This is a genomic window from Bradyrhizobium sp. Ken64 (assembly GCF_055807555.1).
In genome coordinates, this window is record NZ_JBVVPA010000027.1 from 19,769 (window position 1) to 43,472 (window position 23,704).

27 protein-coding genes and 2 tRNA genes are annotated in these 23,704 nt (G+C 64.8%); 16 read left to right on the top strand and 13 right to left on the bottom strand.

Annotated elements, in window-relative coordinates; translation table 11 throughout:
* The first annotated feature begins 98 nt into the window (after positions 1-98).
* A complete protein-coding gene (locus AC0L2F_RS30840) occupies positions 99-1,274 on the top strand; it encodes a DUF2336 domain-containing protein (RefSeq protein WP_473250967.1) in 1,176 nt (391 codons plus the stop codon).
* Positions 1,275-1,386: 112 nt separating this feature from the next.
* Here AC0L2F_RS30840 and AC0L2F_RS30845 read toward each other — a convergent pair whose 3' ends face one another.
* The 3 genes from AC0L2F_RS30845 to AC0L2F_RS30855 all read right to left on the bottom strand — a co-directional run bounded on the left by AC0L2F_RS30845 (position 1,387) and on the right by AC0L2F_RS30855 (position 3,410).
* On the bottom strand, positions 1,387-1,965 hold the full coding sequence (locus tag AC0L2F_RS30845) for an Hpt domain-containing protein (RefSeq protein ID WP_063995879.1): 579 nt from the start codon (positions 1,963-1,965) through the stop codon (positions 1,387-1,389).
* A 31-nt stretch (positions 1,966-1,996) separates the two neighbouring features.
* Positions 1,997-2,542: a response regulator gene (locus AC0L2F_RS30850; RefSeq protein WP_007611745.1), complete on the bottom strand. Its 546-nt coding sequence runs from the start codon at positions 2,540-2,542 to the stop codon at positions 1,997-1,999.
* 88 nt (positions 2,543-2,630) lie between these two features.
* Positions 2,631-3,410, bottom strand: a complete 780-nt coding sequence (locus tag AC0L2F_RS30855) for an NAD kinase (protein WP_007611744.1) — start codon at positions 3,408-3,410, stop codon at positions 2,631-2,633.
* A gap of 255 nt (positions 3,411-3,665) precedes the next feature.
* On the opposite strand from AC0L2F_RS30855, the gene AC0L2F_RS30860 reads away from it, so the two are divergent.
* On the top strand, positions 3,666-5,231 hold the full coding sequence (locus tag AC0L2F_RS30860; RefSeq protein WP_063995880.1) for a S10 family peptidase: 1,566 nt from the start codon (positions 3,666-3,668) through the stop codon (positions 5,229-5,231).
* Here AC0L2F_RS30860 and AC0L2F_RS30865 read toward each other — a convergent pair.
* Positions 5,218-6,606 carry a serine hydrolase domain-containing protein gene (locus tag AC0L2F_RS30865; protein ID WP_473250968.1) on the bottom strand — a complete coding sequence of 463 codons (1,389 nt, stop codon included), beginning with the start codon at positions 6,604-6,606 and terminating at the stop codon, positions 5,218-5,220. The two genes, AC0L2F_RS30860 and AC0L2F_RS30865, sit on opposite strands and share 14 nt — an antisense overlap.
* A gap of 109 nt (positions 6,607-6,715) precedes the next feature.
* Entirely contained in the window at positions 6,716-7,258 is a 543-nt protein-coding gene (locus tag AC0L2F_RS30870; RefSeq protein ID WP_473250969.1) for a tetratricopeptide repeat protein, read from the bottom strand.
* A gap of 252 nt (positions 7,259-7,510) precedes the next feature.
* Between AC0L2F_RS30870 and AC0L2F_RS30875 the strand changes: the two genes are divergently transcribed.
* The 4 genes from AC0L2F_RS30875 (at position 7,511) to AC0L2F_RS30890 (ending at position 10,170) form a co-directional block, all read left to right on the top strand.
* Positions 7,511-7,894, top strand: a complete 384-nt coding sequence (locus AC0L2F_RS30875) for a His-rich protein BRANT (protein WP_473250970.1) — start codon at positions 7,511-7,513, stop codon at positions 7,892-7,894.
* A 387-nt stretch (positions 7,895-8,281) separates the two neighbouring features.
* Complete coding sequence (locus tag AC0L2F_RS30880; RefSeq protein ID WP_473250997.1) at positions 8,282-8,677, top strand: hypothetical protein; 396 nt, start codon at positions 8,282-8,284, stop codon at positions 8,675-8,677.
* Between the two features lie 289 nt (positions 8,678-8,966).
* Positions 8,967-9,674, top strand: a complete 708-nt coding sequence (locus tag AC0L2F_RS30885) for an outer membrane protein (protein WP_063996919.1) — start codon at positions 8,967-8,969, stop codon at positions 9,672-9,674.
* A gap of 253 nt (positions 9,675-9,927) precedes the next feature.
* Positions 9,928-10,170, top strand: coding sequence for a hypothetical protein (locus tag AC0L2F_RS30890; protein WP_007611734.1), 243 nt, complete (start codon positions 9,928-9,930; stop codon positions 10,168-10,170).
* Positions 10,171-10,208: 38 nt separating this feature from the next.
* Here the strand turns inward: AC0L2F_RS30890 and AC0L2F_RS30895 are convergent, their stop codons facing one another.
* Both AC0L2F_RS30895 and AC0L2F_RS30900 read right to left on the bottom strand, forming a co-directional pair.
* A complete protein-coding gene (locus AC0L2F_RS30895) occupies positions 10,209-10,463 on the bottom strand; it encodes a hypothetical protein (RefSeq protein ID WP_007602660.1) in 255 nt (84 codons plus the stop codon).
* Positions 10,464-10,767: 304 nt separating this feature from the next.
* Entirely contained in the window at positions 10,768-11,142 is a 375-nt protein-coding gene (locus tag AC0L2F_RS30900; RefSeq protein ID WP_473250998.1) for a hypothetical protein, read from the bottom strand.
* On the opposite strand from AC0L2F_RS30900, the gene AC0L2F_RS30905 reads away from it, so the two are divergent.
* Positions 11,056-11,409 carry a hypothetical protein gene (locus AC0L2F_RS30905; RefSeq protein WP_473251000.1) on the top strand — a complete coding sequence of 118 codons (354 nt, stop codon included), beginning with the start codon at positions 11,056-11,058 and terminating at the stop codon, positions 11,407-11,409. The two genes, AC0L2F_RS30900 and AC0L2F_RS30905, sit on opposite strands and share 87 nt — an antisense overlap.
* 3 nt (positions 11,410-11,412) lie before the next feature.
* On the opposite strand, the gene AC0L2F_RS30910 is transcribed toward AC0L2F_RS30905, so the two are convergent.
* Positions 11,413-11,592 (bottom strand): hypothetical protein, encoded by a 180-nt coding sequence (locus AC0L2F_RS30910; RefSeq protein WP_156527113.1) that lies wholly within the window; start codon positions 11,590-11,592, stop codon positions 11,413-11,415.
* A 281-nt stretch (positions 11,593-11,873) separates the two neighbouring features.
* Between AC0L2F_RS30910 and AC0L2F_RS30915 the strand changes: the two genes are divergently transcribed.
* The 6 genes from AC0L2F_RS30915 to AC0L2F_RS30940 all read left to right on the top strand — a co-directional run bounded on the left by AC0L2F_RS30915 (position 11,874) and on the right by AC0L2F_RS30940 (position 16,954).
* Positions 11,874-12,593, top strand: coding sequence for a class I SAM-dependent methyltransferase (locus tag AC0L2F_RS30915; protein ID WP_473250971.1), 720 nt, complete (start codon positions 11,874-11,876; stop codon positions 12,591-12,593).
* 79 nt (positions 12,594-12,672) lie between these two features.
* Complete coding sequence (locus AC0L2F_RS30920; protein WP_473250972.1) at positions 12,673-13,386, top strand: class I SAM-dependent methyltransferase; 714 nt, start codon at positions 12,673-12,675, stop codon at positions 13,384-13,386.
* 102 nt (positions 13,387-13,488) lie between these two features.
* Positions 13,489-15,327 carry an outer membrane protein assembly factor BamB family protein gene (locus AC0L2F_RS30925; protein WP_473250973.1) on the top strand — a complete coding sequence of 613 codons (1,839 nt, stop codon included), beginning with the start codon at positions 13,489-13,491 and terminating at the stop codon, positions 15,325-15,327.
* A gap of 74 nt (positions 15,328-15,401) precedes the next feature.
* The gene (locus AC0L2F_RS30930; protein WP_473250974.1) at positions 15,402-15,815 is read left to right on the top strand and encodes a GFA family protein; all 414 of its coding nucleotides are present in this window, start codon (positions 15,402-15,404) and stop codon (positions 15,813-15,815) included.
* A 176-nt stretch (positions 15,816-15,991) separates the two neighbouring features.
* Positions 15,992-16,723 carry a Crp/Fnr family transcriptional regulator gene (locus tag AC0L2F_RS30935; RefSeq protein WP_473250975.1) on the top strand — a complete coding sequence of 244 codons (732 nt, stop codon included), beginning with the start codon at positions 15,992-15,994 and terminating at the stop codon, positions 16,721-16,723.
* Between the two features lie 3 nt (positions 16,724-16,726).
* Positions 16,727-16,954, top strand: a complete 228-nt coding sequence (locus AC0L2F_RS30940) for a DUF6894 family protein (protein WP_473250976.1) — start codon at positions 16,727-16,729, stop codon at positions 16,952-16,954.
* Positions 16,955-17,068: 114 nt separating this feature from the next.
* On the opposite strand, the gene AC0L2F_RS30945 is transcribed toward AC0L2F_RS30940, so the two are convergent.
* Positions 17,069-17,143 (bottom strand) — tRNA-Thr (locus AC0L2F_RS30945).
* Between the two features lie 166 nt (positions 17,144-17,309).
* On the bottom strand, positions 17,310-17,819 hold the full coding sequence (locus AC0L2F_RS30950; RefSeq protein ID WP_007611717.1) for a hypothetical protein: 510 nt from the start codon (positions 17,817-17,819) through the stop codon (positions 17,310-17,312).
* Between the two features lie 282 nt (positions 17,820-18,101).
* On the opposite strand from AC0L2F_RS30950, the gene AC0L2F_RS30955 reads away from it, so the two are divergent.
* A complete protein-coding gene (locus AC0L2F_RS30955) occupies positions 18,102-18,587 on the top strand; it encodes a hypothetical protein (protein ID WP_473250977.1) in 486 nt (161 codons plus the stop codon).
* Positions 18,588-18,630: 43 nt separating this feature from the next.
* On the top strand, positions 18,631-19,158 hold the full coding sequence (locus AC0L2F_RS30960) for a hypothetical protein (RefSeq protein ID WP_473250978.1): 528 nt from the start codon (positions 18,631-18,633) through the stop codon (positions 19,156-19,158).
* Between the two features lie 66 nt (positions 19,159-19,224).
* Here AC0L2F_RS30960 and rlmB read toward each other — a convergent pair whose 3' ends face one another.
* Positions 19,225-20,055, bottom strand: coding sequence for a 23S rRNA (guanosine(2251)-2'-O)-methyltransferase RlmB (gene rlmB, locus AC0L2F_RS30965; protein WP_063995892.1), 831 nt, complete (start codon positions 20,053-20,055; stop codon positions 19,225-19,227).
* A 206-nt stretch (positions 20,056-20,261) separates the two neighbouring features.
* Between rlmB and AC0L2F_RS30970 the strand changes: the two genes are divergently transcribed.
* Positions 20,262-20,347, top strand: a tRNA-Tyr gene (locus AC0L2F_RS30970).
* Between the two features lie 121 nt (positions 20,348-20,468).
* On the opposite strand, the gene AC0L2F_RS30975 is transcribed toward AC0L2F_RS30970, so the two are convergent.
* A complete protein-coding gene (locus AC0L2F_RS30975; protein WP_473250979.1) occupies positions 20,469-21,500 on the bottom strand; it encodes an LLM class flavin-dependent oxidoreductase in 1,032 nt (343 codons plus the stop codon).
* A 94-nt stretch (positions 21,501-21,594) separates the two neighbouring features.
* Positions 21,595-23,652, bottom strand: coding sequence for an ATP-dependent helicase (locus AC0L2F_RS30980; protein ID WP_473250980.1), 2,058 nt, complete (start codon positions 23,650-23,652; stop codon positions 21,595-21,597).
* Positions 23,653-23,704 lie beyond the last annotated feature (52 nt).

The following is a 23,704-nucleotide window of genomic DNA, read 5'->3' on the forward strand; positions in this document are numbered from 1 at the left end:
CAGTTATGGTGAACGCTTTGTTAAGCGTCGTGGTTTATTTTGTGTTGCAGGTGACAAGCCGTCACCGCTTCGTCTTCGTTGCGTAAGCCGGAAGCACCATGATCGTTCGGCAGTTCATCAATTGGATCAGGACGGCGCCCGCTGGCGAGCGGGCCGAGGCAACGCGGGCGCTGGCCCGGGCCTGGCTGATCTCAGACCTTTCCCATGACGACCGTATTGCCGCCGAAGGCGCGCTTCTGATGCTGCTCGACGATCCCTCGCCGCTGGTGCGGCAGGCGATGGCCGAGGCGTTTGCGCGCAGTACCGAGGCGCCGGCGTCGATCGTGCGGGCGCTGTCGGCGGACCAGCCGACCGTCGCGTTGCCCGTGCTCGAACATTCTCCGCTGCTGATCGACGCCGATCTGGTCGACATCGTCGCGACCGGCAACGACGAGGTGCAGTGCGCGGTCGCCCGCCGCATCGCGCTGCCGGTATCGGTCTGCGCCGCCATTGCCGAAGTCGGCTGCGCGGCTGCAGCGCTCGAGCTGATCGAAAATCCTCATGCCGAGCTTGCGCCGTTCTCCTGGGATCGCATCGTCGAACGTCACGGCCATCTCGCCGCGATCCGCGAGGCGATGCTGGTGCTGGAGGATCTGCCGTCCGCAACGCGCGCCGCGCTGGTGGCAAAACTCTCGGAGACGCTGGCTCAATTCGTCGTGGCCCGGAACTGGCTGACTGCCGACCGCGCCGAGCGCATCGCGACCGAGGCGCGCGACCGCTCCACCATGAACATCGCGGCGCGCTCCCGCGGCGAAGACATGGAAGGTCTTGTTCGGCACCTGCGCATGACCGGCCAGCTCACCGCGAGTCTCATTCTGCGCGCGCTGCTGTCGAGCAATCTCGACCTGTTCGATGCGGCGCTGGCTGAGCTTGCCGAACTGCCGCAGGCGCGCGTGTCCGCGCTGCTGCACGATCGCGGCGGCAACAGCCTGCACGCGCTGCTTCTCCGCGCCGGGCTTCCCGAGGCGACGTTTGCAGCCTTCCAGGTCGCGCTCGATGCCTGCCACGAGCAGGGCTTCGTCGACAGCGACGACAATGCGGCGCGGCTGCGCCGCCGCATGGTCGAGCGCGTGCTCACCCATTGCGAGACCGACCGCGGCGCGACCGAGCCGCTGATGGTCCTGCTGCGCCGTTTCGCCACCGAATCCGCGCGCGAAGAGGCAAGGCTGTTCTGCGACGAGTTGGTCGCGGAGGAGGCGGTTGATCCGGTCTACGACGATCTGATTGCGGCGTAGTTCAAGGCCGACCCCACACTCCGTCATTGCGAGCGCAGCGAAGCAATCCAGAATCCCACCGCGGGGACAGTCTGGATTGCTTCGCTGCGCTCGCAATGACGAAAGGAAAGAGCTACCCGGCCGGCGCGATGCTCGGCGCCAGGATCACCTCGAGATGCTCAGGTCGATCGCGGTTGGCGTCGGCGAGATAATCGTCGGCGACCTTGCGCAGGCGCCGGCTGAGCTCGGCGGAGACGCTGATGCTGTCGAGTTTGGTGTTCTCGTGCACGATGGCGAGGATGGCGTTGATGTGGTGCGTGAACAGCTCGGCCGGCACCTTTTCGAGATCGGGCGCGTGCTCGATGACGCGGCACAGGCTCTCGGCTACGCCCGCCGCCGCCGGATAGCCGAAAGTCGCGGCATCGCCCTTGATGTCGTGCGCGGCGCGAAACAACTCGTCGCGCCTGTCCTTGGTGAAGCCATCGTGCCGGATGGCGACGTAGGCCGCTGACAGCCGGTTGATCTCGGTCGCCATCCAGTCCTTGAACTCGCCGGCGAGGCCGGCGAGCGCCTGTTCGGCGCGGCCGACCGGATCGTCCATGTCCTTCTCTTCGACGCGGCGCAGGACCGCCCGCAGCGGGTTGGGCTGCGTGATGATTTGATGCGTGGCGAAGGCCGTGATCTCGATGTCTCTTGCGCTGTTCTTCGCCATGGTATCGGCCTCGATCGTGAGAGACGTTGCGCTAGATGGAGGAGCGGGCCTTGTCGAGCAGCGAGGGCTGCTGCAGCACCTCGTGCTTTTCGCCGACGCGGCGCTCGGGGCCCATATAGGCGGAGTTGATGTTGCGGCGCCGGTCCGGGCCGAAATAGGTCTTGGTCTTGATGAAGGGGCGGGGACTGGCGACCACGTTGAGGATGCGCTGGTAGAGCCCCTTGGCCGAGATAGGCTTGGCCAGGAATTCGGTGACGCCGGCATCGCGCGCCACCGTGACGCGGCGCTTCTCGGAATGGCCGGTCAGCATGATGATCGGCGCGTAAGGATTGCCCTTGGATTCCGGCTGCCGGATCATCTGCGCCAGCTCGAGCCCGTCGAAGATCGGCATGGCCCAGTCTGTGATGACGATGTCGGGCACGTAATGGCTGTACATTTCCAGCGCCGTGGCGCCGTCCTCGGCCTCGTAGACTTCGCGCGCGCCAAAGGAATGCAGCAGCGTCCGCAGGATGCGGCGCATGTGCGGATTGTCGTCGCAGACGAGGAAACGCAGCTTGTTGAAATCGATGCGGAACATGGAGCCCGGGCCGGAGCGGTCAACTTTCGTTAACCATATCTCGCCGGGGGTTAATGAAGGGTTGCGATCGGCAGTCCGGCGAGGCGGCTCAGGAGCCGAACTGCTCGCGCAGAATGCGCTCTTCCAGGCTGTGACCGGGGTCGAACAGCATGCGCATCGAGATGGTCTTGTCGGACAGCACCTCGACGCGGCGAACATCGCGCACCTCGTCGTGGTCGGCGACCGCCGCCACGGGGCGTTTGTCGCCCTCCAGCACCTCAATCACGACATAAGCCGTGTTCGGCAGCAGCGCGCCGCGCCAGCGTCGTGGACGGAAGGCGCTGATCGGCGTTAGCGCGAGGAGCGCGGCGTTGATCGGCAGGATCGGTCCCTGGGCGGACAGATTGTAGGCGGTCGAGCCGGCCGGCGTTGCCACCATGATGCCGTCGGCGATCAGCTCGGACATGCGCTCGCGCTCGTCGATCAGGATCCGCAGGCGCGCGGCCTGGTAGGTCTGCCGGAACAGGGCGACCTCGTTGATGGCGTGATGCAGGTGGACGCGGTCGTTGGCGTCGGTCGCGCGCATCAGGAGGGGGTGGATTTCGGATTCCTGCGCTGCCTCGAGACGGGCTCGAAGATCGACGGTCGAGTACTCGTTCATCAGGAAGCCGACGGTGCCGCGGTGCATGCCGTAGATCGGCTTGCCCGTATGCATGTGCTGATGCAGCGTCTGGAGCATGAGACCGTCGCCGCCGAGTGCGACCACGATGTCGGCCTCCTTCGGATCGCAATTGCCGAATTCGCTGGTGAGCTGGCCGAAGGCGGCTTGCGCCTCGCTGCTCGGGCTGGCGACGAAGGCGATCCGGTCGTATCGCGCTGGCTTGGTCATGGCTTCCGGGCAGGGCCGCTGGCTGGAGAAAGTTCCGCCGGGCTCGTCTAACGATGTCGACCTCGATTGTCGAGGATGACCGCCCTTCAAACGAGACCGGCAACTGCCCATTCCGATTTGAGGACGAAACCGGCTCGATTTGTGCCCAACCGGGCTCTTCGGGCACCACCGGAGCCATGATCCCCCAAACCGTCGCAATTCCGCGCTAGCCTTACAGTCCGCGCCGGTGGTCGTCGCCGGGCAGGGAGAACGATCATGGCCACGAATATGCCGGCGCTCCGCCGTGCGACCCTAGTGCTGGCGGTGTCGGCATTCGCGCTCGCCGGATTTGCGCGTGCCGACGATCCGCCGCAGCCGCGCGCCGAGGCGGCGGCGCCAGCCGGACAGAAGGGCGGACGCGGCGGCGCACAAAGCGCTTCGCAGAGTTCATCGTCATCCGCCGAGCCGCACCGTCTTCCGTCGGATTCGACCACCAAGCAGACGCTCGATCTTCCCGGCCGCACCCTCAATTTCGCAGCGACCGCTGGATCGATCCGCGTGTTCGACGGCAAGGGCGAGCCGCTGGCCGACATCGCCTATACATCCTATGAACTCGACGGCGCCGACCGTGCGACGCGCCCCGTCACGTTCCTGTTCAACGGCGGGCCCGGCGCGTCCTCGGCATGGCTCCAGTTTGGCGCGGCGGGGCCGTGGCGGCTGCCGCTCGATGGCGAAGCTCTGTCTCCGTCCGCCTCGCCCGAGGTGAAGCCGAACGCGGAGACCTGGCTCGATTTCACCGATCTCGTCTTCATCGACCCCGTCAGCACCGGCTACAGCCGGTTCGTCGCGACCGGCGATGACGCGCGCAAATCGTTCTACTCCGTCGACGGCGACGTCAATTCGATCGCGTTGGTGATCCGCCGCTGGCTCGAGAAACACGACCGGCTGACCTCGCCCAAATACGTTGCCGGAGAAAGCTATGGCGGCATTCGCGGGCCGAAGGTGGTGCGCCAGTTGCAGCTCCAGCACGGCGTCGGCGTCAGGGGATTGATCCTGGTGTCGCCGCTCCTGGACTTCCGCGAGTTCACCGGCACCAGCCTCCTGCAATATGTCGCGACGCTGCCGAGCTATGTGGCGGTCGCGCGTGAGGCGAAAGGCCCGGTCAAGCGCGCCGATCTCGCCGAGGTCGAGGCTTACGCGCGCGGTGAATTCCTGGCCGACCTCGTCAAGGGCGAGGCGGACAAGGAGGCGACCAATCGTCTTGCCGACAAGGTCGCCGAGCTCACCGGCATCGAGCAGGCGGTGAGCCGCCGGCTTGCCGGCCGCTTCGACGTCGGCGAATTCCGGCGCGAATTCGACCGCAAGAGCGGCAAGGTGACGGGGCGCTACGATGCCTCGGTGCGCGGCTTCGATCCCTATCCGGATTCGAGCAGCTCGCGGTTCGGTGATCCCTCCGGCGATGCGCTGCAGGCGCCGCTGACGAGTGCTGCGGTTGACCTGTTGACACACAAGCTCAACTGGCGGCCCGATGGCTCCTACGAGGTGTTGAACGGCGCCGTCGAGGGGCACTGGGATTTCGGCCGCGGCATCAACCCGCCGCAGTCGGTCTCCGAGCTGCGCCAGATCCTCGCCACGGATGCGAAGCTGAACGTGCTGGTCGCGCACGGCCTGTTCGATCTCGCCACGCCCTATTTCGGGTCGAAGCGGGTGCTCGACCAGTTGCCGGCCTTCGCAACACAGCGGGTCAAGTTCGTGGTCTATCCCGGCGGCCACATGTTCTATTCGCGCGACGGCTCGCGGCAGGCGCTTCGGAGCGAGGTCGAGACACTCATTCGGGAGTAGGCCGGCGCTTGCGCGGCTTGTATCGCCGCGCGATCTCGCGGGCTATGACGGCCGCAGGCTTGATGTTGGCGCCCGCGATCCAGACGCCGCTGACCTTGCCGCGCTTGTCGCGGACGCGGCGGACCGGCTCGCCGTGGCTGGAGTAACCGGCGGCCCAGGCGAGCTTGCCGGTGTCGCGGCCGGTGACCTCGATCTCGGCGGCATCCATGAACGGGTTGTTGAACTGGGGATTGGCGACCAGCACGCGGTTGCCCGCGGGTACCAGATCGGTCGCGCCCCAGATCGTCCACCAGCGGCCAGTCCAGTCCCGCACGCGGCGGTCGGGTGCGCCACGGGTCTGGAAGACGCGCAGGATCTGCATCGCGCCATCCATCCAGAACGGCGCCGCGCCGTCGATGGAGTTGCTGATGATGCTGATCGCGAGCTCGCAAGCGGGGATGGAGCAGGTCCGGGAGATGTAACCTTGAAAGCCGCCGCCATGGCCGAACCAATCCCAGCCGTCGGTTTTGCCGGCGTTGACGCCGAGGCCGTAATAGGCCTCGAAGCTTTGCGGCACGCGCCAATGGTTTCGCGTCATCTCGCGTCGGCTCGCGACCGATAGCACGCTCTTCTTCGCATTGGGCGCGAGCTGCGCGTAGAAGCGGGCGGTATCGGCGGCGGTCGCGATGAAGCCGGCGGCGGAGGCCATCGCGTGCGCGGGATTGTCGCCGGGGATCACGCATCGCTCCCCGTATGGCAGCTTGCGGGTGTGGCCGCGCGCGAACGGCGCACCCTTGGGAAGCGGCGCGTCCGGCTCGGTCTCGCGCAGGCCCGCGGGTTCGATGATCTCGCGCTTCATCCAGGCGCGGTAAGGCTCCTTCGTCACGGCCTCGATGACGAGACCGATCAGCCCAAAGCCGTGATTGGAATATTTGAAGCGTGTGCCCGGCTCGATTACGGTCGGCAGCTTCAATTCCGCGAGCAGCTCGCTCGCGTCGAGATAGGGACGGCTGTCGATGAACTGGCCGGAATCGGCGCCGTCGCGCGTCAGTCCCGCGCTGTGCGAGAGCACTTGCGCAATCGTCGTTTCCGCGACGCGCGGATGCAGGCCGGCGACATATTGACCAATGGGATCGTCGAGCCGGAGCTTGCGCTGCTCGCGCAGCTTCATGATGCCGGCCGAGGTAAAGCTCTTCGAGTGCGAGGCGATGCGGAAGCGGTGGCGCGGGGTGAGCTTCTCGCCGGTGTCGAGATTGGCGAGGCCGAATGCGTGCTCGGCGACGATTTCGCCGCGATGGGCGAATGCGATGACGACGCCAGGCTGCTGGATTGTGGTGTGCTGGAATTCGATCCAGGAGCCGATGTAGTCGATCGCGGATCGCAGCCACTTGTCCATTGCGCACCGATTAGCGAGGAGAGGATTTGATCGAGAGGCTAGCCGAGAAAGCAGAACGGGCACAACCCTGAGGTTGTGCCCGTTCGTCTCATTCGGAGATGCGATGTTCTTAATAAACGAGGGTTGCCCCGGTCGGCTTGTCGAGCGCGGCGGCGAGCGAGCGATATTCGGAGCTGTCGGTGCCGGCGAGCGAGGCGAGCTTGTTGAGGTGATACTGCGCCTGCTCGCGGTTGCCCTGCTCGAGCTGCCAGAGGCCATAATACTGCCAGGTGCGGACGTGGTTCGGATCGTCCTTCAGCGCCAGCTCGTAATAGACCTTCGACGACCGATAGTCGCCGAGCTTGCGATAGGAGTAGCCGATCAGATTGGCGACATCGGCGACGTCGTCGCGCTTGAGCGACTTCAGCTGGCCGATCGCGCCGGTGTAGTCGTGATTGTCGTAGATCGTGGTGTAGGCGGTGCGATAGGCAGCAAGGAATTTCGGATCGCTGACGGAGGAGCTCTTCTTCTTGCCCTTTTTGGTCGAGGTGTCCGACGCCGGCGGCGGCGAGGGGGAGTCGCCACCTGCGGCATAGGCGCTGGTCAGAGCCGGCCCGGCCGCCAATGTCATGGCGACAAGTCCCGGCACAAGAAGCGTTGAGAGTTTGCGCATCGAAGTTCTCCGGTATGGAACGTGGCGATCCTACACGATTGCCCAAAGACCGGAACACCCGTCAGGCAAAAACATTCCCGGCATCCTGGCCTATTCGCCCTGCGGGCGGATGACAAACTTGTCATCCAGATGAACGGGAGCCTGCGGCGGGCTTCAGATTGGGTTCAGTGCGTGCCCCCTAGGCTCCAACCTACGATCAAAGGGTTGGCGAGAGGGCGCCCGCCTCAAGATCCTTCCAAGAGGAGACCAACCATGTTGAAGACTATTTCCGCAGCCTTGCTCGCAGCGTCCGTGATCGCAGCCCCGGCCTTCGCGGCCGAGGCCGGCAAGACCACCACGACCACGCCGGTGATCAAGGCGGACCAGAGCCAGACCAAGGTGTCGACCACCGCCGCGAAACCCGACGCCGGCCTCAAGGCCGATGCCAAGACTTCGGACGTCAAGGCTTCGGACGTCAAGGCCGACGCCAAGGTGGACGCGAAGTCGAAGGCGATGAACGCCAACGCCGCAGTCACACCGGACGCGCACAAGACCGTGCGCACGCATCGCCACCACCACAAGCATTTGTCGGCGAAGAAGTCGCTGACGACGCAGCCGGACGTGACCAAGCCGGCGACGATGGACAAGCGCAGCTAACCACTGATCCTGCGCGGCGGCGTCCTAGCATTGCCCCAGCCGCCGCGTGAGGAATTCAGACCCGGCCCGTTCGTCACGCCTTGCGCGAAAGCTCGAGGTGCTGGCGGCGGGCCGGTACGACCATGCTGAAGCCCGCGAGCAACCTCCCAGGTTTGGCGGCCGCAAACAAAACCTCGAAAACAACCCCATGCACAGTAGCGGGTCGTAGATAAATCAATGGTTTGACGGGTGGCTCATCTGCGGATTTTACGAAGTCGTTTGACTCGTCGGGCAAAACACCTGTAGACATGCATCATTGCAACCTTGGGGCTGGAACGTCTCCGAGACTGATCGAGCGGAGCGTAAGTGGTGCGGCGACGAGCGGAACGCGCAGTGAGCTTGGCGTTGATGCTGGCACTGCCGCTGGCGCTCACCGGATGTTTCGGCAGCGATGGTGACCGTCCAACCCTGATGGACGGGACTCAGGCCGGAGGTCCACAACCGTTCCCGGATAATTTCCGTGGCGACACACTGGCCTTGATGCGCAGCTATCTGAATAACCCCGTCGGCGTGCGTGACGCCAGCATGGCCGAGCCGGTGCAACGCGAGGTCGGCGGCCGGCAGTTCTACGTTAGCTGCCTGCACTTCACCCCACGCGAGACCGACGGCAGCTACAAGGCCATGAGGGAGCGCGCCGTGATCTTCGTCAACGGCCGGGCGGACCGCGTCGCCGATCGCGCCAGCGAGCTGTGCGCGGGCGCGGTTTACGTACCCTTTCCGGAACTTGAAAAGATGACGCGGTAGCGCAAAGCCCACCTTCATCGCTTGGTGATAGGACAAAGCCCGCCGGAGCTGCCGGATCACATTTCGGGGAGCTTTGAACGGAGTGGTTTTGCGTTGCGACTAATCGTTACGGCAGGTTTTGTCCCCGACGAAAAAAAACCGTCGGCACGAGCCTGCGGGACGGAACAAAATCGCGTTGTTGCCGCTCCGTCACAGTCACGAACGATCAACGTTCCGGCATCGCCGCGAAGCAACCCAATTCACGCCACGTTGTTTCCTGAGTGTCGCAATTGAAAGAACGGGGATGATCATGAAGAGGATTTTGCTGGGTGCAGTTGCCCTGCTTGCGCTGGCCGCGCCGGCTGCCGCAGCCGACATGCAGGCGCGCACCTACACCAAGGCTCCGGCCTACACGCCGCCGCAGGTGATCTACAACTGGACCGGCTTCTACATCGGCGGCCATGTCGGCGGCGCCTTTGCCGGCGACAGCAGCTTCCAGTCGAGCGACGCGCGCTTCCTCGGCGGTGTCCAGGGCGGCTTCGATTACCAGTTCGCGCCCAATTGGGTCATGGGTGTCGAGGCCCAGTATTCCTGGCTGCCGACCAACAATGGCGGTGCCACGTTCCCGCTGGGCACGCAGGTGACCTCCAATACCGACCAGCTCGGCTCGGTGACCGGTCGCATCGGCTACACCTGGGGACCGGCGCTGCTTTACGCCAAGGGCGGTTATGCCTGGCGCAATGGCGGCCTTGGCGTCAATGTCGCCGGCGTCCCGCAGCCCTTCACGGCCACCGGCAACAGCAAGGACGGCTATACCGTTGGCGCTGGCCTCGAATACATGTTCGCGCCGAATTGGTCGGCCAAGGCCGAGTACCAGTATTACAACTTCGGCAGCACGACGATCACCTCCGGTCCGGTCGACGTTGTCGGCGTTCGCGGCCGGGAGGATGAGCATACCGTCAAGGTCGGTGTGAACTACCGCTTCGGCTGGGGCGGTCCGGCAGCCTCGCGCTACTGACGCGCCACCAGCGACCACGATCTGACAAAGGCCGGCACCCGCCGGCCTTTCGTTTGCCGGGCTCCGGTTGCCAGCCTTCTGTTGTTTGCATTGCGTCAACCATCTGGCGCGTCATTTGCAAGCAAACGTTTTGGCGCCCGCTTTCTCACGCGCGTCATGGAGCTCGGGTAAAGCAAAAATAATTTTTGCAGCTTAGGGAACTCGCGCGCCGGAACGCGTTATATGACAATACCGGGCTGGTGGGACGACGGACATGCGTATCTTGGTGTCGGCAGTGCTGCTCTCGTGCTTCGTCAGTTTGCCGTGCGCTGCCCAAACAATCCTCAAATCCGAGCCTCTGATGCTGGCACCCTATGAGGTGGCCTTCGTCAAGGACGCCTCGTGCTCCTCCGGCAAGGTGCTCAAGGTCACCGGGGCGATCCGTGGGCTGCATCGCCGGAAGGCCTGTGTGGCTCTGGCGGGCGAGCAGGCCTCGCTCGCGACCGCGACGCCCTGAGCTTTTCCTGAGCTCTTGTTCCCAGCTTCGATCCGTCTTTAGGAATTCAGCTCGAGCTCCATCCTCGCTTGGCGATCGGCCTCCGCCTTGTTCCGGGCCGGGTCCTCGCCCTGTGCGGCCCGGCACGGCTTGATCTCGTAATCGTTGTCGAGCACCCGGCGCGGTCCGGGGCGGTTGTCATCCGCGGATACGTCCACGACGAGGCCGCTTCGCTGCGCGAGCCTCCAGACGTCGGACTCGTCAGGATAGGCCTTGCTGATCTGGGCATCGTTGCAGAACAGGGCGTAGGGCATTCTTCCCGCTCCCGGAAAGCGCATTAACGATTTTGCGGGGGAGGGGTTCCGGTCGCAGGTCGATCACGCGGCCGTGATCGGGGGGCGCCGGGCCCTGAGTCCTTAACGAGTCCTGAATCCCGAAAAAAAGAATCCCCGGGACTCATTTGGCGGAATCAGCGGATGTTTTCGGCCATGACGACGGACCTGAAAACCTCTTGCGGGCACATGCTGCTGCCCCTCACGCTGGCCCTGTTCGGCGCCTGCGCGGCCAATCTCTGGCTGGTGTGGTCCTGGCTTTAGGCAAGCGACGGGAGATCCGGCTTTACTTGTCGGCCGGTGGACGGGAGGAGGGGTCGCGGATGGCGGCGCGCAGTTTGGTCAAAGTGGCCGCGCAATATTCCTCGCGCTCGCGCTCGAACCGCTCCTGATGCTTGCGGAAATTGGCGATGCGGGCCTGCATCTCGGTGCGGACGTCGTGGCTCGCCACCCGCGGCGGCGGGAGAGGTAAGGGTTGCGGCGGAGCGGCCTGAAGTGGCTCGGTCTCGACAACGGTGTTGGCGGGGACGATCTGCACCGACGCGGCCACTGTCGCCATCGGGATCTCCGGTGGATGCAAGTCATCCCTTTTGCCGGTTACCGATTGGACGAAAGCCATTGTCTGCGCGATCAGCGCGTCGCGTTCCGTGATCCACTTCATGGTGCACCCTTGTTGGGGGTATTCCAGCAAAGCTGGCCGGCCGAATCAAGAAGGTGTTGGGTGGGGATTGCATATTTTTCCCGACCGCCCGACAGTGGGGGAATGGATGCCAAAGCAGACCATTCAGCCGAAGCCGAGGGCTTGAGGCTCGTCCGCGCGTTCCTGTCGCTGCCGCCCGACAAACGGGCGGAGGTGATCGCGTTCGTTGAGGAGTTGGCCCGCGCCAAACGCCGTCCCGAGGAGGGCGCCGACGTCTCGCCGGGGTGAGCGCTAACGCTCCCGCGGATTGAGGTTGGGCTCGAACGGGGCCCCGACCACCCGAACCGGCGTCGGAGCGGTCACGTCGATCACTGCCCGCTGGGCCTGCTGCTTTGCCGGAGCCGGTTCGAACAGCGCCATTGCTCCAGCCAAGGCGCTACAGCACAGCGTCACCGTCGCCAGCAGAAACATGTTTCGGTTTTCTTCCCTGATCCGCATGGGCCGACAACGGACGACGCTGGCGACTGGTTCCGGTGCGCACTCATCGCGCCAGCAGAAATCCCATGGCGAATGCGAACAGCACGGCCGTCATGACGACGGCCGCCGCCGCGCCGGCGGCGATCCTGGCCTTCTCTTTGATGGTGGGGCGCATCGGTGCTGCAATCTACCTCATGTTGAACTCTGATCCAATCCATGATCAGTAGCCGCGCCCGCGACAAGCGCGGCCAACATGCATTCCCGAAGGTCGACCCATGAACGAGGATGTCAGCGACGGCTGGGCCGCGTCCGCGGCCGCTTGGATCGTCGAGCAGGGCGAGGACGGCGACTATGGCCGCCGCTTCGTGCTGGACGCGCCGATGCGGGCGCGGATCGAAGGGCGAGGCTTCCGCAATGCCCTCGACGTCGGCTGCGGGGAGGGACGCTTCTGTCGGATCATGCAGCGCGCCGGCATCCGTACCACTGGCGTCGATCCGACCGAAGCGCTGCTCGCGCGTGCCATGGAGTTGGACCCGCACGGCGACTACCGGCTCGGCCGAGCCGAGACAATGGAGGTGGATGCCTCCTATGACCTCGTCGTGAGCTATCTCAGCCTGATCGACATGCCCGATCTGGCTGGAGCTATCGTGAAGATGGTGGCAGCGCTGCGGCCGGGTGGTACGCTGCTGATCGCGAACCTCACCAGCTTCAACACGGCCGGTCCGCCCGACGGCTGGACGCGTGACGCTGATGGCGCCCTGCGCTTCACCATCGATCATTACATGGACGAGCGGACGACCTGGGTGACTTGGCGCGGCATCCGAGTTCAGAACTGGCATCGTCCGCTCAGCACCTACGTGACGCTGCTGCTCGATCACGGACTCCAATTGCGCCTGTTCGCTGAGCCGCAGCCTACGGGCGGTGATCCCGACAGAATTGCCCGTCATCGCCGGGTGCCATTTTTCCACATCATGGAGTGGCAGAAGCCGGCTTGAGGGACGAGGCCGGCGATTTCGAACGCGCAGCTGAACTGCTAGTGTGTTCGCGACGGATTCTTGATTTGAGGTCCACCCGATGACCGCCCATCGTCCACCCGTGCTCGCCCATGAGCGGTTCGCCGCCGACCGCAACAATTTCGCGGGCCTCGACCTCGCCGCGCGGTTCGCGCGGATCGAGCGGACAAACCTGTGGGGCGCGGCCAGTTCGGTGTCGGGCCTCGGCTCGGAGGATCCCGCGACCGCTGCGGTCCGCGAGATGCTTCCTCCACTGCTGCAACGGCTTGGCGCGCACTCGCTGCTCGATGCGCCCTGCGGCGATGCGGGCTGGATCGGCCGCATCAAGCTGGATCTCGACTACACCGGCATCGACATCGTGCCGTCGCTGATCGCGGCCAATCGCCAGCGCGTGGCTGGCGGCGAGTTGTCAGGCCGGTTTCTCGTTGCCGACATCACGCGCGATGCACTGCCGCGCGCGGATGTCGTTCTGTGCCGGGACTGCCTGGTGCATTTGAGTTTCCGTAATATCGTCCGCGCCGTCGCGAACTTTCGCGCCAGCGGCGCGCATTTCCTGCTGGTCACGACATTTCCCGAATGGGACGGCAATCGCGATTGCGAGGACGGCGACTGGCGGGCGTTGAACATGGAGAAGGCGCCGTTCGACTGGCCGGCACCGCGCGCGCTGATCAACGAGCGTTGCGAGGAGGGCGGTGGCGGCTGGCGCGACAAGAGCCTCGGGCTGTGGGCGCTGGATGAACTGCCCGATCGTGTCCTCACTGCCCCTGGGATATGACGGACGCGAGCGGAACGTCCGTTGCGTCAGTGATTGCCGTCGCGCTATACTTTTGGTTGCACGATGCCGTCTCGCATTGCGGTGACGATGCCGGAGCACGCCATGAGACCGAGTGTCGTGGTCGTCGCCTTCCTGGTCTGGTGCTGCGCGCCCGCGCTGGCGCAGCAGGACGGCGCTGCGCTCTACGCAAGCCACTGCGCGCAATGTCACGATGGCGGCGATGGCCGGAGCCGTGTGCCGAGCCGCGGAGCCATGCTGGGGATGTCGTTAGATCATGTGCTGGGAACGCTGACTTCCGGCAGCATGGCGGTGATTGCGAAGGACCGCAGCGAATCGGAACGGCGCGCGATTGCTGCCTTCGTCACCGGCAAGGCCGCGGTGGGGGACCATGCAGTCGATGCGGAGGGACGCTGCACGCAGCAGCTCAACTTCTTCCCGCAGCCGCTCGATGGTCCGCGCTGGAATGGGTGGGGTGTCGACGCTGGCAACAGCCGCTTCCAGCCGGCCGACATGGCCGGCCTGACCGCGGAAGAGGTGCCGCGCCTGCGGCTGAAATGGGCTTATGCCTTTCCCGGCGCCTCGGTGTCGTTTGCGCCACCGACGATCGTGGGCGGTCTGCTGTTTATCGGCGGCACTGACCGCAAGGTGCACGCGCTCGATGCGCGAAGCGGCTGCACGATGTGGACGCTGCCGACCGATGCCGCGGTGCGCGCGGCGATCAGCTTCGGGCCGCTTCCCGGCACCGATCAGTTCGCAATCTTTTTCGGTGACCTGCGCGCCAATGCCTATGCGGTGAACGCACTGACCGGGGCGCTGATCTGGAAGACGAAGATCGAGGAGCATCCGGCAGCGCGCATCACCGGAGCGCCGACGCTGTATTCCGGTGTACTCTACGTCCCGGTCTCCTCGCTCGAGGAGGCCGCCGGTTCGCAGGCCAGTTACGAATGCTGTACGTTCCGCGGCAGCGTGGTCGCGCTCGAGGCTGTGACCGGCAAGCCGGTGTGGCAGGCCTACACGATCCCCGAGGTGCCGCATCCGACCGGCAAGAATGCAAGAGGCACGCAGCTGTTCGGCCCGTCCGGCGCGGCGGTGTGGTCGGCACCCACGATCGATGCGAAACGCAACGCCGTCTACGTCGCGACCAGCAATTCCTATTCGAATCCGCCGGCCGCAACCGCCGATGCGGTCCTCGCTTTCGAGCTTGCGACCGGTAAGCTGCTCTGGAAGCAGCAGGCGACCCCGAGCGACGCCTTCATTGTCGCGTGCTTCGGCGCGGACAAGACCAATTGTCCTGAAGATCACGGACCCGACCACGATTTTGGCCAGTCGCCGATTCTCGTGACCTTGCGCGATGGCAGGCGCGTTCTCGCCATCGCGCAGAAGTCCGGCGTCGTGCACGCGCTTGATCCTGATGACGGCGGCAAGATTCTGTGGCAGACGCGGATCGGAAAGGGCGGTGCGCTCGGCGGCAGCGAGTGGGGCTCGGCCGCCGATCAGGATCGCATCTATGTCGCTAACTCCGACGTGCGGTTCCTGCGCGATGGTACGCGGCGGCTCGATTCCACCCAAGGCGGAGGTCTGTTCGGCCTCGACCTCGCCAGTGGAAAAATTGCAATGGAAGTATCTCCCGTCGCCTGTGGCGATCGCCTCCAATGCAGCCCTGCGCTGTCGGCTGCCGTGAGCCTGATCCCCGGCGTCGTGTTTTCCGGCGGCGTCAGCGGCTTCCTGCGCGCCTACGCGACAGCCGACGGAAAGCTGTTGTGGGAATACGACACGGCGCGAGACTATACGACGGTGAACGGCGCGGCTGCTCATGGCGGCGCGATCGACGGCCCCGGGCCGATCATCGCTGGCGGAATGCTGTACACCAATTCCGGCTACGGGCAGTGGGGCGGCGTCGCCGGCAACGCACTGCTGGCGTTCGAGGTTGCGAAGGAGTGAGGGTCCGTCCTGGATCGCCCGCGCTCCAGCCGAGCGACAGAACCCGTCAGCCAACTGAGGAGGAAGGAGTTTCGATGATCGGCGCGAGATGTCGTTGCGGCGCTCTGGCGCTGTCGCTTCCCGGACCTTCCAGCCTCGTCGTTGCCTGTCATTGCGTCGACTGCCAGCGTCGAACCGGCGCGCCGTTCGGGGTCGGTGCGTTCTATCCGGCGGAGGCGGTCACGATTTCGGGGACGCCGAAGGAGTACGTCCGGACAGCCGCAAGCGGCGGCAAGGTTCGCAGCTATTTTTGCGCCGAGTGCGGTTCGACGGTCTATTGGAAGGCGGACAATCTGCCTGCGATGATCGGCGTTGCCGTGGGCGCGATCGCGGTTCCGAACTACCCGGCGCCCATCCGCTCGGTTTTCGAACAGTCGAAACATGCCTGGGTGGAAATATCAGAGGCTGAGCACTTCCAGCAAAGCAGCGCACCGAAGCATTCGAAGTGAGCGTTGCGCGTCAAATTTCGCGCCAAGGCTTCGCGGCGAGACGAATGACGCCGTTCCCGTGTGGTTCCGCCGAGGGTTGGAATTTGCGGCAGTCCCTTCGCTTCGCGTGAGACAATAGCTAGCGGTCCCGGTTGGAACGAACGTGACAAAAACTCGTTTGCCGACCGGAGCTAACGATGAATAACGCGGAAATTTTCGAACCTTTCTTGAAGCGGTTGCGGGTCAGCACCGAAATTGACGAAGAGGATGAGGTCGCCATCCGCAATCTGCCAATCACGGTGAAGCGGATGGCTGGCGGTCAACCGGTCGTTTCTCTCGGAGATCGGCCTTCGGCATGCTGCCTTGTCGTTGATGGCTTTATCCTGAGATCAAAGATCGTCGGCAATGGCCACCGCCAAATCATGGCTTTTCACCAGCCCGGCGACATTCCCGATCTGCAGGGTCTCTTTCTCCATGTGATGGACCATGACGTCAGCACGCTTGGCGATAGCGTTCTCGGCTTCATTCCCCATGCAGCGGTGCGCTCACTGACAAGAAAGCGGCCCAACGTGGCTCAAGCGCTTTGGCGCGATACACTGACCGACGCCGCGATCTTCCGCGAGTGGATCTGCAACGTTGGTCAGCGCGAAGCCGCAAGCCGCGTGGCGCACCTCGTGCTCGAGCTTTACACCAGATTGAAGGCGATCGGCCGAGCGGACGGCCTGTCCTTCGATTTTCCGGCCTCTCAGGCACTGCTCGCCGACGCCGTCGGCACCAGTGTGGTTCACATGAATCGCGTCGTTCAGCAGCTGCGTGCTCAGCGCGTGTTGGACCTGGAGCGGGGAAGAATATCGATCCTTGATGAAGCCAGGCTGCGTCAAATTGCAGACTTCGACGTGCTTTACCTTCATCTCAATCCGTCGCTCTGAGCCATGAAGTTCTACTTCGACATCAAGGACGACTTTTTCGCTGCGGTCGACGAGGATGGGGTGGATTTGCCCGGCCCGGAAGCCGCCGAAAGAGAGGCGATCGCCATGGCGACCTCGATTGCCAGAGACGTCGCGTCGGCGAAGGGGGCGCAGGTCCTCATTACAGTCAGGAACGAGAAGCACCCGATGCTCGAGTTGAGTGTAACGGTCGCTCGGAAAGCTCTGACGTGATTGCGTCGGAAATCGATTCTCGCCGTCGTTAGCGTCCTGAAGACGTTCAAGAGACCTTGGCCGTCCGGGGGAGGAGTGCCCCGATCTATCAGGCCGCGGTGTCGGCTAAATCGATGGTGCCGGCTGAGGGGATTGAACCCCCGACCTTCGGTTTACAAAACCGCTGCTCTACCGCTGAGCTAAGCCGGCACGCTTGGAGAAGCGGGGCAGGGCCAGCGTACGCCGGAGCCCTCCGCCCGTGCGCGCCGCAATACCAGACTTGACCGGAAAGTGCCAGAACCCGCGATCCCCGATGCAGACATGAATCAGGCGGCCCCGAGGGCCGCCTGATCTGTCGCGTTCGGTTCAAACCGCGTTACTGGCAGATGTGCGGGCGCCCGTCTTGGCCCTTGAACCAGGTGCCGGGCGTGCAGACGAAGCCGTTGCGCTGGGCGTAGGTGCGGGTGTCCCAGCCGCGGTTGTCCCAAGAATTATTCCACGAATTATCCCAACCATTGTCGTAGGCGTAGGCGTCGTTCGTGGCACGGAACGGGGCGGTTGCGATTGCGCCCGCAGTCCCGATGGCTGCGCCGGCTACGCCAGCGGCTGCTCCGACCGCGCCAGCGGCGACGTCGGTCGGCCAGAAGCCGGTGCGGCTCCTGTTCCAGTCGTTATTCCAATCGCCGTTGTTGGTGTGGCGGTAGGACACGCGACGATGCCGATAGCCGCTGTCGGTGTACGGATTTCCCGGTCCGACGTTCTGGCAGTTGGCGTTGGGGAATTGCGCGGCGCAACGGCCGGGGTTGGTGATCGCGGTCTGCGCCATGGCAGAGCCTGCCACCAGGGTCGCCGCAATCGCCGTGGCTCCGAGAAGTTTGACGTTCATGATTGTTTGGCTCCCGTTTTGTTGACGGGGGCTAAACGCCGAAGACGCCGGACGTTCCGCTGAAACCGGTGGATTTTCGTCGGCGATGGTCAAACGGAAGTGAGCACGGGCCATGGTTCCCACTGCAGGGTCCGGCGGCGTTAATGCTTCGCTAGTTCGCTTTGGCGCATTTGAGGGGCGCGCAATCCTTACACATTAGGCTTACCGGCAATTGGTGAGAGGCCCTTAACCCTCTCTGCGCCGCCATCGGGTAGGTTGTCGCCGGATAAATGGGATCCCCTCATGCGCGCATCTGCGCTCGCCGCCTTTCTGATCGGACTGCCCGCGACGGCGTTTGCCGGCGGCGGCTTCGATATCGTCGTCCCCGGCCGTCCGGGCGTGCCCATCATCATCAACAACATCGACGCGTCCTATGCCGTGATCGAGGGGACCTGGGGCCTGGGGAAGAACGTTCAGGTGCAGCCCACGATCTATGGCGGCCGCTATGTCGCCGAGCGCCAGCCCACGGACGTCGGCCATTACTACCCGACGCTGGGCCTGCGGCCCGGCTATGGCCGGCTCGAGGTCGAGCCGCCCGCGAACCGCAAATTGCCCAAGCCCGCCGAGAGCCATTACCAAAGCTGGGGCGCGCAATCGGCGCCGCTGCCGGCGCAGATGGACGTGCCCGTCAATCCGCCGCCGGTGATCCTCGCGCCTGAGATCAACGACTATCCGCCGCGTCCTCGGCCGCGGCCGCGTGCAGAGACACCCGGCAGGCCGCCGGGTTAAGAAACGATAAAATCCAAAAAACGGAAATCAACAGGAGAGAGTAATGCGTCAGATGATTTCGGGACTGGTCGCGGCGGCTGCCGCGATGTTCGTCGCTACCGCGCCCGCCGCGGCCTGCGGCTTCGATCCGTGCCAGCCGGTCGCGCCGGTGTATTCCGGCTGCAACACCGGCTGCGGCGGTTATGGGGCCGGCTACGGCTACGGCGCCTATGAGCGTCTCGCCGAGCCCACCACTCAGTATTATCACGTCAATCAGGGCCCGACCTATACCGGCCCGGGCGCCTTCGCGCCGTATCCGACCTATCGTGAAGACGCGGTGGTTGCGCCCGCCAATTACGGCTACGGCCGTGGCTATGGTTACGGCAACGGTTATGGCTATCGCGCCGCCGCGGTCGAAGCCCCGGCCGCCTATCCCTACCGCCGCCCGTATTACCGTCCGTATCGCTATGGCTATGGCCCGCGCGCCGGCTATCTGCCGCGCACGCATTACGGCTACGGTCCGCGCTACGGCTACGCTCCGCGCCACGCGCCGTACTATGGCGGCCACCGCGTGCTGCGCCGCTATTACTGATCGCTTGATCGGTTGAAACAACGAAACGCCCGTCCGCGATGCGGACGGGCGTTTTCTTTTGTGTTGTTACCGCTTCATCAGCCCGAGACGGCTCGCGCCGACATAGAGCGAGAGCACGGCGGCATTCGAGACGTTGAGGCTCTTGATCTCGCCGGGCATGTCGAGCCGCGCCACAACGCTGCAGGTCTCGCGTGTCAATTGCCGCAGGCCTTTGCCTTCAGCGCCCAGCACCAGCGCGAGCGGCTCGCGCAGCGTGACGTCCGAGAGATCCGCGCTGCCTTCACTGTCCAGCCCGACAGTCTGGAAGCCGAGCTCGTTCAGCGTGGTCAGTGCGCGGGCGAGGTTTTGCACCGTCACCATCGGGACGAGCTCCAGCGCGCCGGAGGCGGCCTTGGCCAGCACGCCGGTCGCTTCCGGACTGTGGCGCGCCGTGGTGACGATCGCCTTCACCGCAAACGCCGCCGCCGAGCGCAGGATCGCGCCGACATTGTGCGGATCGGTGATCTGGTCGAGCACCAGCACGATGCCGTCCTGCTCCAGATCCTCGATGTCTGGCGAGGGCAGGGGATCGGCCTCGGCGAGCAGGCCCTGGTGCACGGCGTCGGGCGACAGCAGCCGGTCGATCTCCTGGGGCCGGACGATCTCGGGCGTGACCGGGATCGCGATGTTCTCGTCCGCCAGACGCCTTGCGGCGTTCTCGGTCAGCGTCAGCTTGCGGATCTGCCGCTGGGGGTTGGCGAGCGCCATGGTGACGGTGTGCCAGCCATAAAGGATGACAGGCCCGTCGGTGTCCGAATCGCGATCGCGCCGGACCGGGCGCCCGGCCGATTTTCCGGGCCTGTTGAAGGGCTTAGACCCACCGCGGGGGCCCCTCGGGTTGAATTTTCGATCCTTCATGGGCTCGCTTGTGTCACGGGTCCCGGAATATGGCAATTTGGGTAGCTTCGGGGGCGATTTTAGCTGTTCGCCTCGGTTGACTTTACCCCATCGCTTCGCCGATAACCGCGCCCGGTCGCGCCCCCATCCGGGCTGTCGCGGCCTTCACGTTCCATGGCCGTCTTCGGTCGCCGGCAAGGTCCGGCCCGATTGTGCTGCCGTCGAGCGGGGGAGTGTCCCGAGTGGCAAAGGGAGCTGACTGTAAATCAGCCGCCTCATGGCTTCGCAGGTTCGAGTCCTGCCTCCCCCACCAGCCTTCGCTCGCTTCGCGAGCTACGGCTCGGCAAGCCGGCACCGATGGTCATGGCGCGAAGTGAGCGAAGGCTGTCGCGCCGTAGCCCGGAGGGCGCAGGCGGACTGGCTCAGAGCGCAAGTCACCCCATCATCTCCCGCACCATCGGCACCACCTTCCCCCCGTAGAGCTCGATGCTCTTCATCAGCTTCGCGTGCGGCAGCGGGCCCGCCGAATACTTCAGTTGAAAGCGCGAAATGCCAAGCGCCTTTGCCGTCCTGGCGATCTTGCGCGCGACCGTCTCCGGCGAGCCGACATAGAGCGAACCGTGCTCGGCCTCGTTCACGAACTCGTCGCGGCCCATCGGCGGCCAGCCGCGTTCCTTGCCGATGCGGTCGCGCATCGCCTTGTAGTCGGGCCACAGTTCCTCGCGCGCCTGTTCGTCGGTCTCGGCGACATAGCCGGGCGAGTGCACGCCGATCGGCTGTGCCGGCCGGCCGAACTCCCTGAACGCGCGGCGATAGAGATCGACGAAGGGCGCGAAGCGCGAGGGATCGCCGCCGATGATCGCGAGCATCAAGGGCAGGTCGTAATGCGCCGCGCGCACCACCGATTGCGGACTGCCGCCGACGCCGATCCAGGTCTTGAGCGTGCCGTTCTCGACCGGGGGATAGACCAGCTGCCCCTTCAGTGGCGGACGCAGCTTGCCTTCCCAGGTCACCGGCTCCTGCGACAGCAGCGCTGCGAACAGATCGAGCTTCTCCTCGAACAGCGCCTCATAAGCCCGCAGGTCGAAACCGAACAGTGGAAAGGACTCCGTGAACGAGCCGCGGCCGAGGATCACCTCGGCGCGCCCGTTCGAGAGCGCGTCCAGCGTGGCAAAGCGCTGGAAGACGCGGATCGGATCGTCCGAGCTCAGCACCGTCACGGCCGAGCCGAGATGAATGCGCCTGGTCCGCGACGCGATGGCGGCCAGCACGGTCTCAGGGGAGGAGATCGCGAAGTCGGCGCGGTGATGCTCGCCGAGGCCGATGAAGTCGAGGCCGAGGTCGTCGGCAAGCACCGCCTCGTCGACGACGTTGCGGATCACCTGTGCGTGCGGAAGCATCGCGCCGGAGGCGTCCCTGGTGACGTCGCCAAAGGTGTCCAGTCCGAATTCGAGCGGTGCGGTCATTGATGAGATCTCTGCGGGAGGATCGACCGCATTTAAGGGACCGCAGCCGCGCGACAAGGTGACTTTCGGAAATGCTCGGTTTCCGTTTGTCGGCCTACCGCCACATCCCGCGCATCCGCGCGCCGATGTCGACCTTTGGCCCTTGCGCGGCAGTGCGCGCTGAGCTTGCGCCGGCCTTTGGCCAGGCTGTGCGCTCGAACAGATAGACGAGCGGCTCCGGGATGAAGCGGGTGCGCGAGGCGTAGACGTGGCGGTCACCCTTGGCGACCTGGCCGTGGACAAAGAAGCGCTGCGGCACCACGAGGTGCAGATCGTCCTTGGCGCGCGTCATCGCGACATAGAGCAGGCGGCGTTCCTCCTCGAGCTCGGCGCTGGTGCCGGCGCCGAGATCCGACGGCATGCAGCCGTCGACGACATTGAGCACGAACACCGATTTCCACTCCTGGCCCTTGGCGGAGTGGATGGTGGAGAGGATCAGATAGTCCTCGTCGCGCAAGGGTGGTCCGGATTTGTCGCTGGTCGCATCCGGCGGATCGAGCGTGAGCTCGGTCAGGAATTTCTCGCGCGAGGCATAGCCGCTCGCGATCTGCTCGAGCTGCATCAGATCGGCGCGGCGCGTCTCAGAATCCTCGTGGAGGCGATCGAGATGCGGTTCGTACCAGAGCCGCACGCGTTCGAGATCGGCCGGCCATTCCGAATAGCGCAAATTTTCGATCGTGCGGACGAAGTCGGTCCAGTCCGCGCCGGTGCGCGGCGGCACCGGGAGCTGGCCGAGCACAGCCAGCGGATCGGAGCTCTCCGCCATCTGGTCGAGCACGCGCTGCGCCGTCGCAGGTCCGATGCCGGGCAAGAGATGCAGAATGCGAAATCCCGCGACGCGGTCGCGTGGGTTTTCGGCAAAGCGCAGCAGCGCCAGCACGTCCTTGACGTGCGCGGCATCGAGGAATTTCAGCCCGCCGAATTTCACGAACGGGATGTTGCGGCGGGTCAGCTCGATCTCGAGAGGACCGGAATGCGAGGACGTCCGGAACAGCACCGCCTGGTGCTTCAAGAGCGCGCCTTGCTCGCGATTGGCCAGCACCTCCTCGACGATGTAGCGGGCCTGGTCGGTCTCATCATGCACGGTGACGAGTTGTGGCTTTTGCGTGGAGCTGCGGTCGGTCCAGAGGTTTTTTGTGAAGCGCTCGCGCGCCAGGCCGATGACGCCGTTGGCAGCCGCCAGCAAGGGTTGCGTCGAGCGGTAATTGCGGTCGAGCGTGATCATCTCGGCGCGCGGCGAGAAGCTCTGCGGAAAATCGAGGATGTTGCGGACAGTGGCGGCGCGGAACGAATAGATCGACTGCGCGTCGTCGCCGACGACGGTGAGGCCGCGACCGTCCGGCTTCAGCGCCAGCAGGATCGAGGATTGCAGACGGTTGGTGTCCTGATATTCGTCGACCAAGACGTGATCGAAGCGGCCGCCGATTTCTTCCGCGATCAGCGCATCGCTCATCATCTGCGACCAGTAGAGCAGGAGGTCGTCGTAATCGAGCACGTGCTGGGCCTGCTTGGCCTCGACATAGGCTGCGAACAGGCTCTTCAGCTCGGCCGCCCAGCCTGCGCACCAGGGGTAATGCGCCCCCAACACCTTCTCGATCTCCATCTCGGCATTGACGCAGCGCGAGTAGATCGACAGGCATGTGCCCTTGGCGGGAAAGCGGCTCTCCGTCTTCGACAATCCGCGCTCGTGCCGGACCAGGTTCATCAGGTCGGCGGAATCCTCGCGGTCGTGGATGGTGAAGGCAGGATCGACGCCGATCCGCTCGGCATATTCGCGCAGCAACCGTGCGCCGATGCCGTGGAACGTGCCGGCCCAGCTGAGCGCGTCGCGCATGATCGCGGCGTTGTTCTCGCCAAGCACTTTTCGGGCGATGCGCTCGACCCGGCCGGCCATCTCGGCCGCTGCGCGGCGCGAAAACGTCATCAGGAGGATGCGGCGCGGATCGCTCCCCGCGACGATCAAATGCGCGACGCGATGGGCCAGCGTATTGGTCTTGCCGGAGCCCGCACCGGCGATGACGAGCAGGGGCGCGCCCACGGTCGCGCCATCGGCCACGCCATGCTCCACGGCGCGGCGCTGCTCCGCATTGAGCGTGTCCAGATATGTCGCCACGAATCGCCCCGGTGAAACAGCCAGAGTCGGCGATCCCGCCCCGAATCGCAAT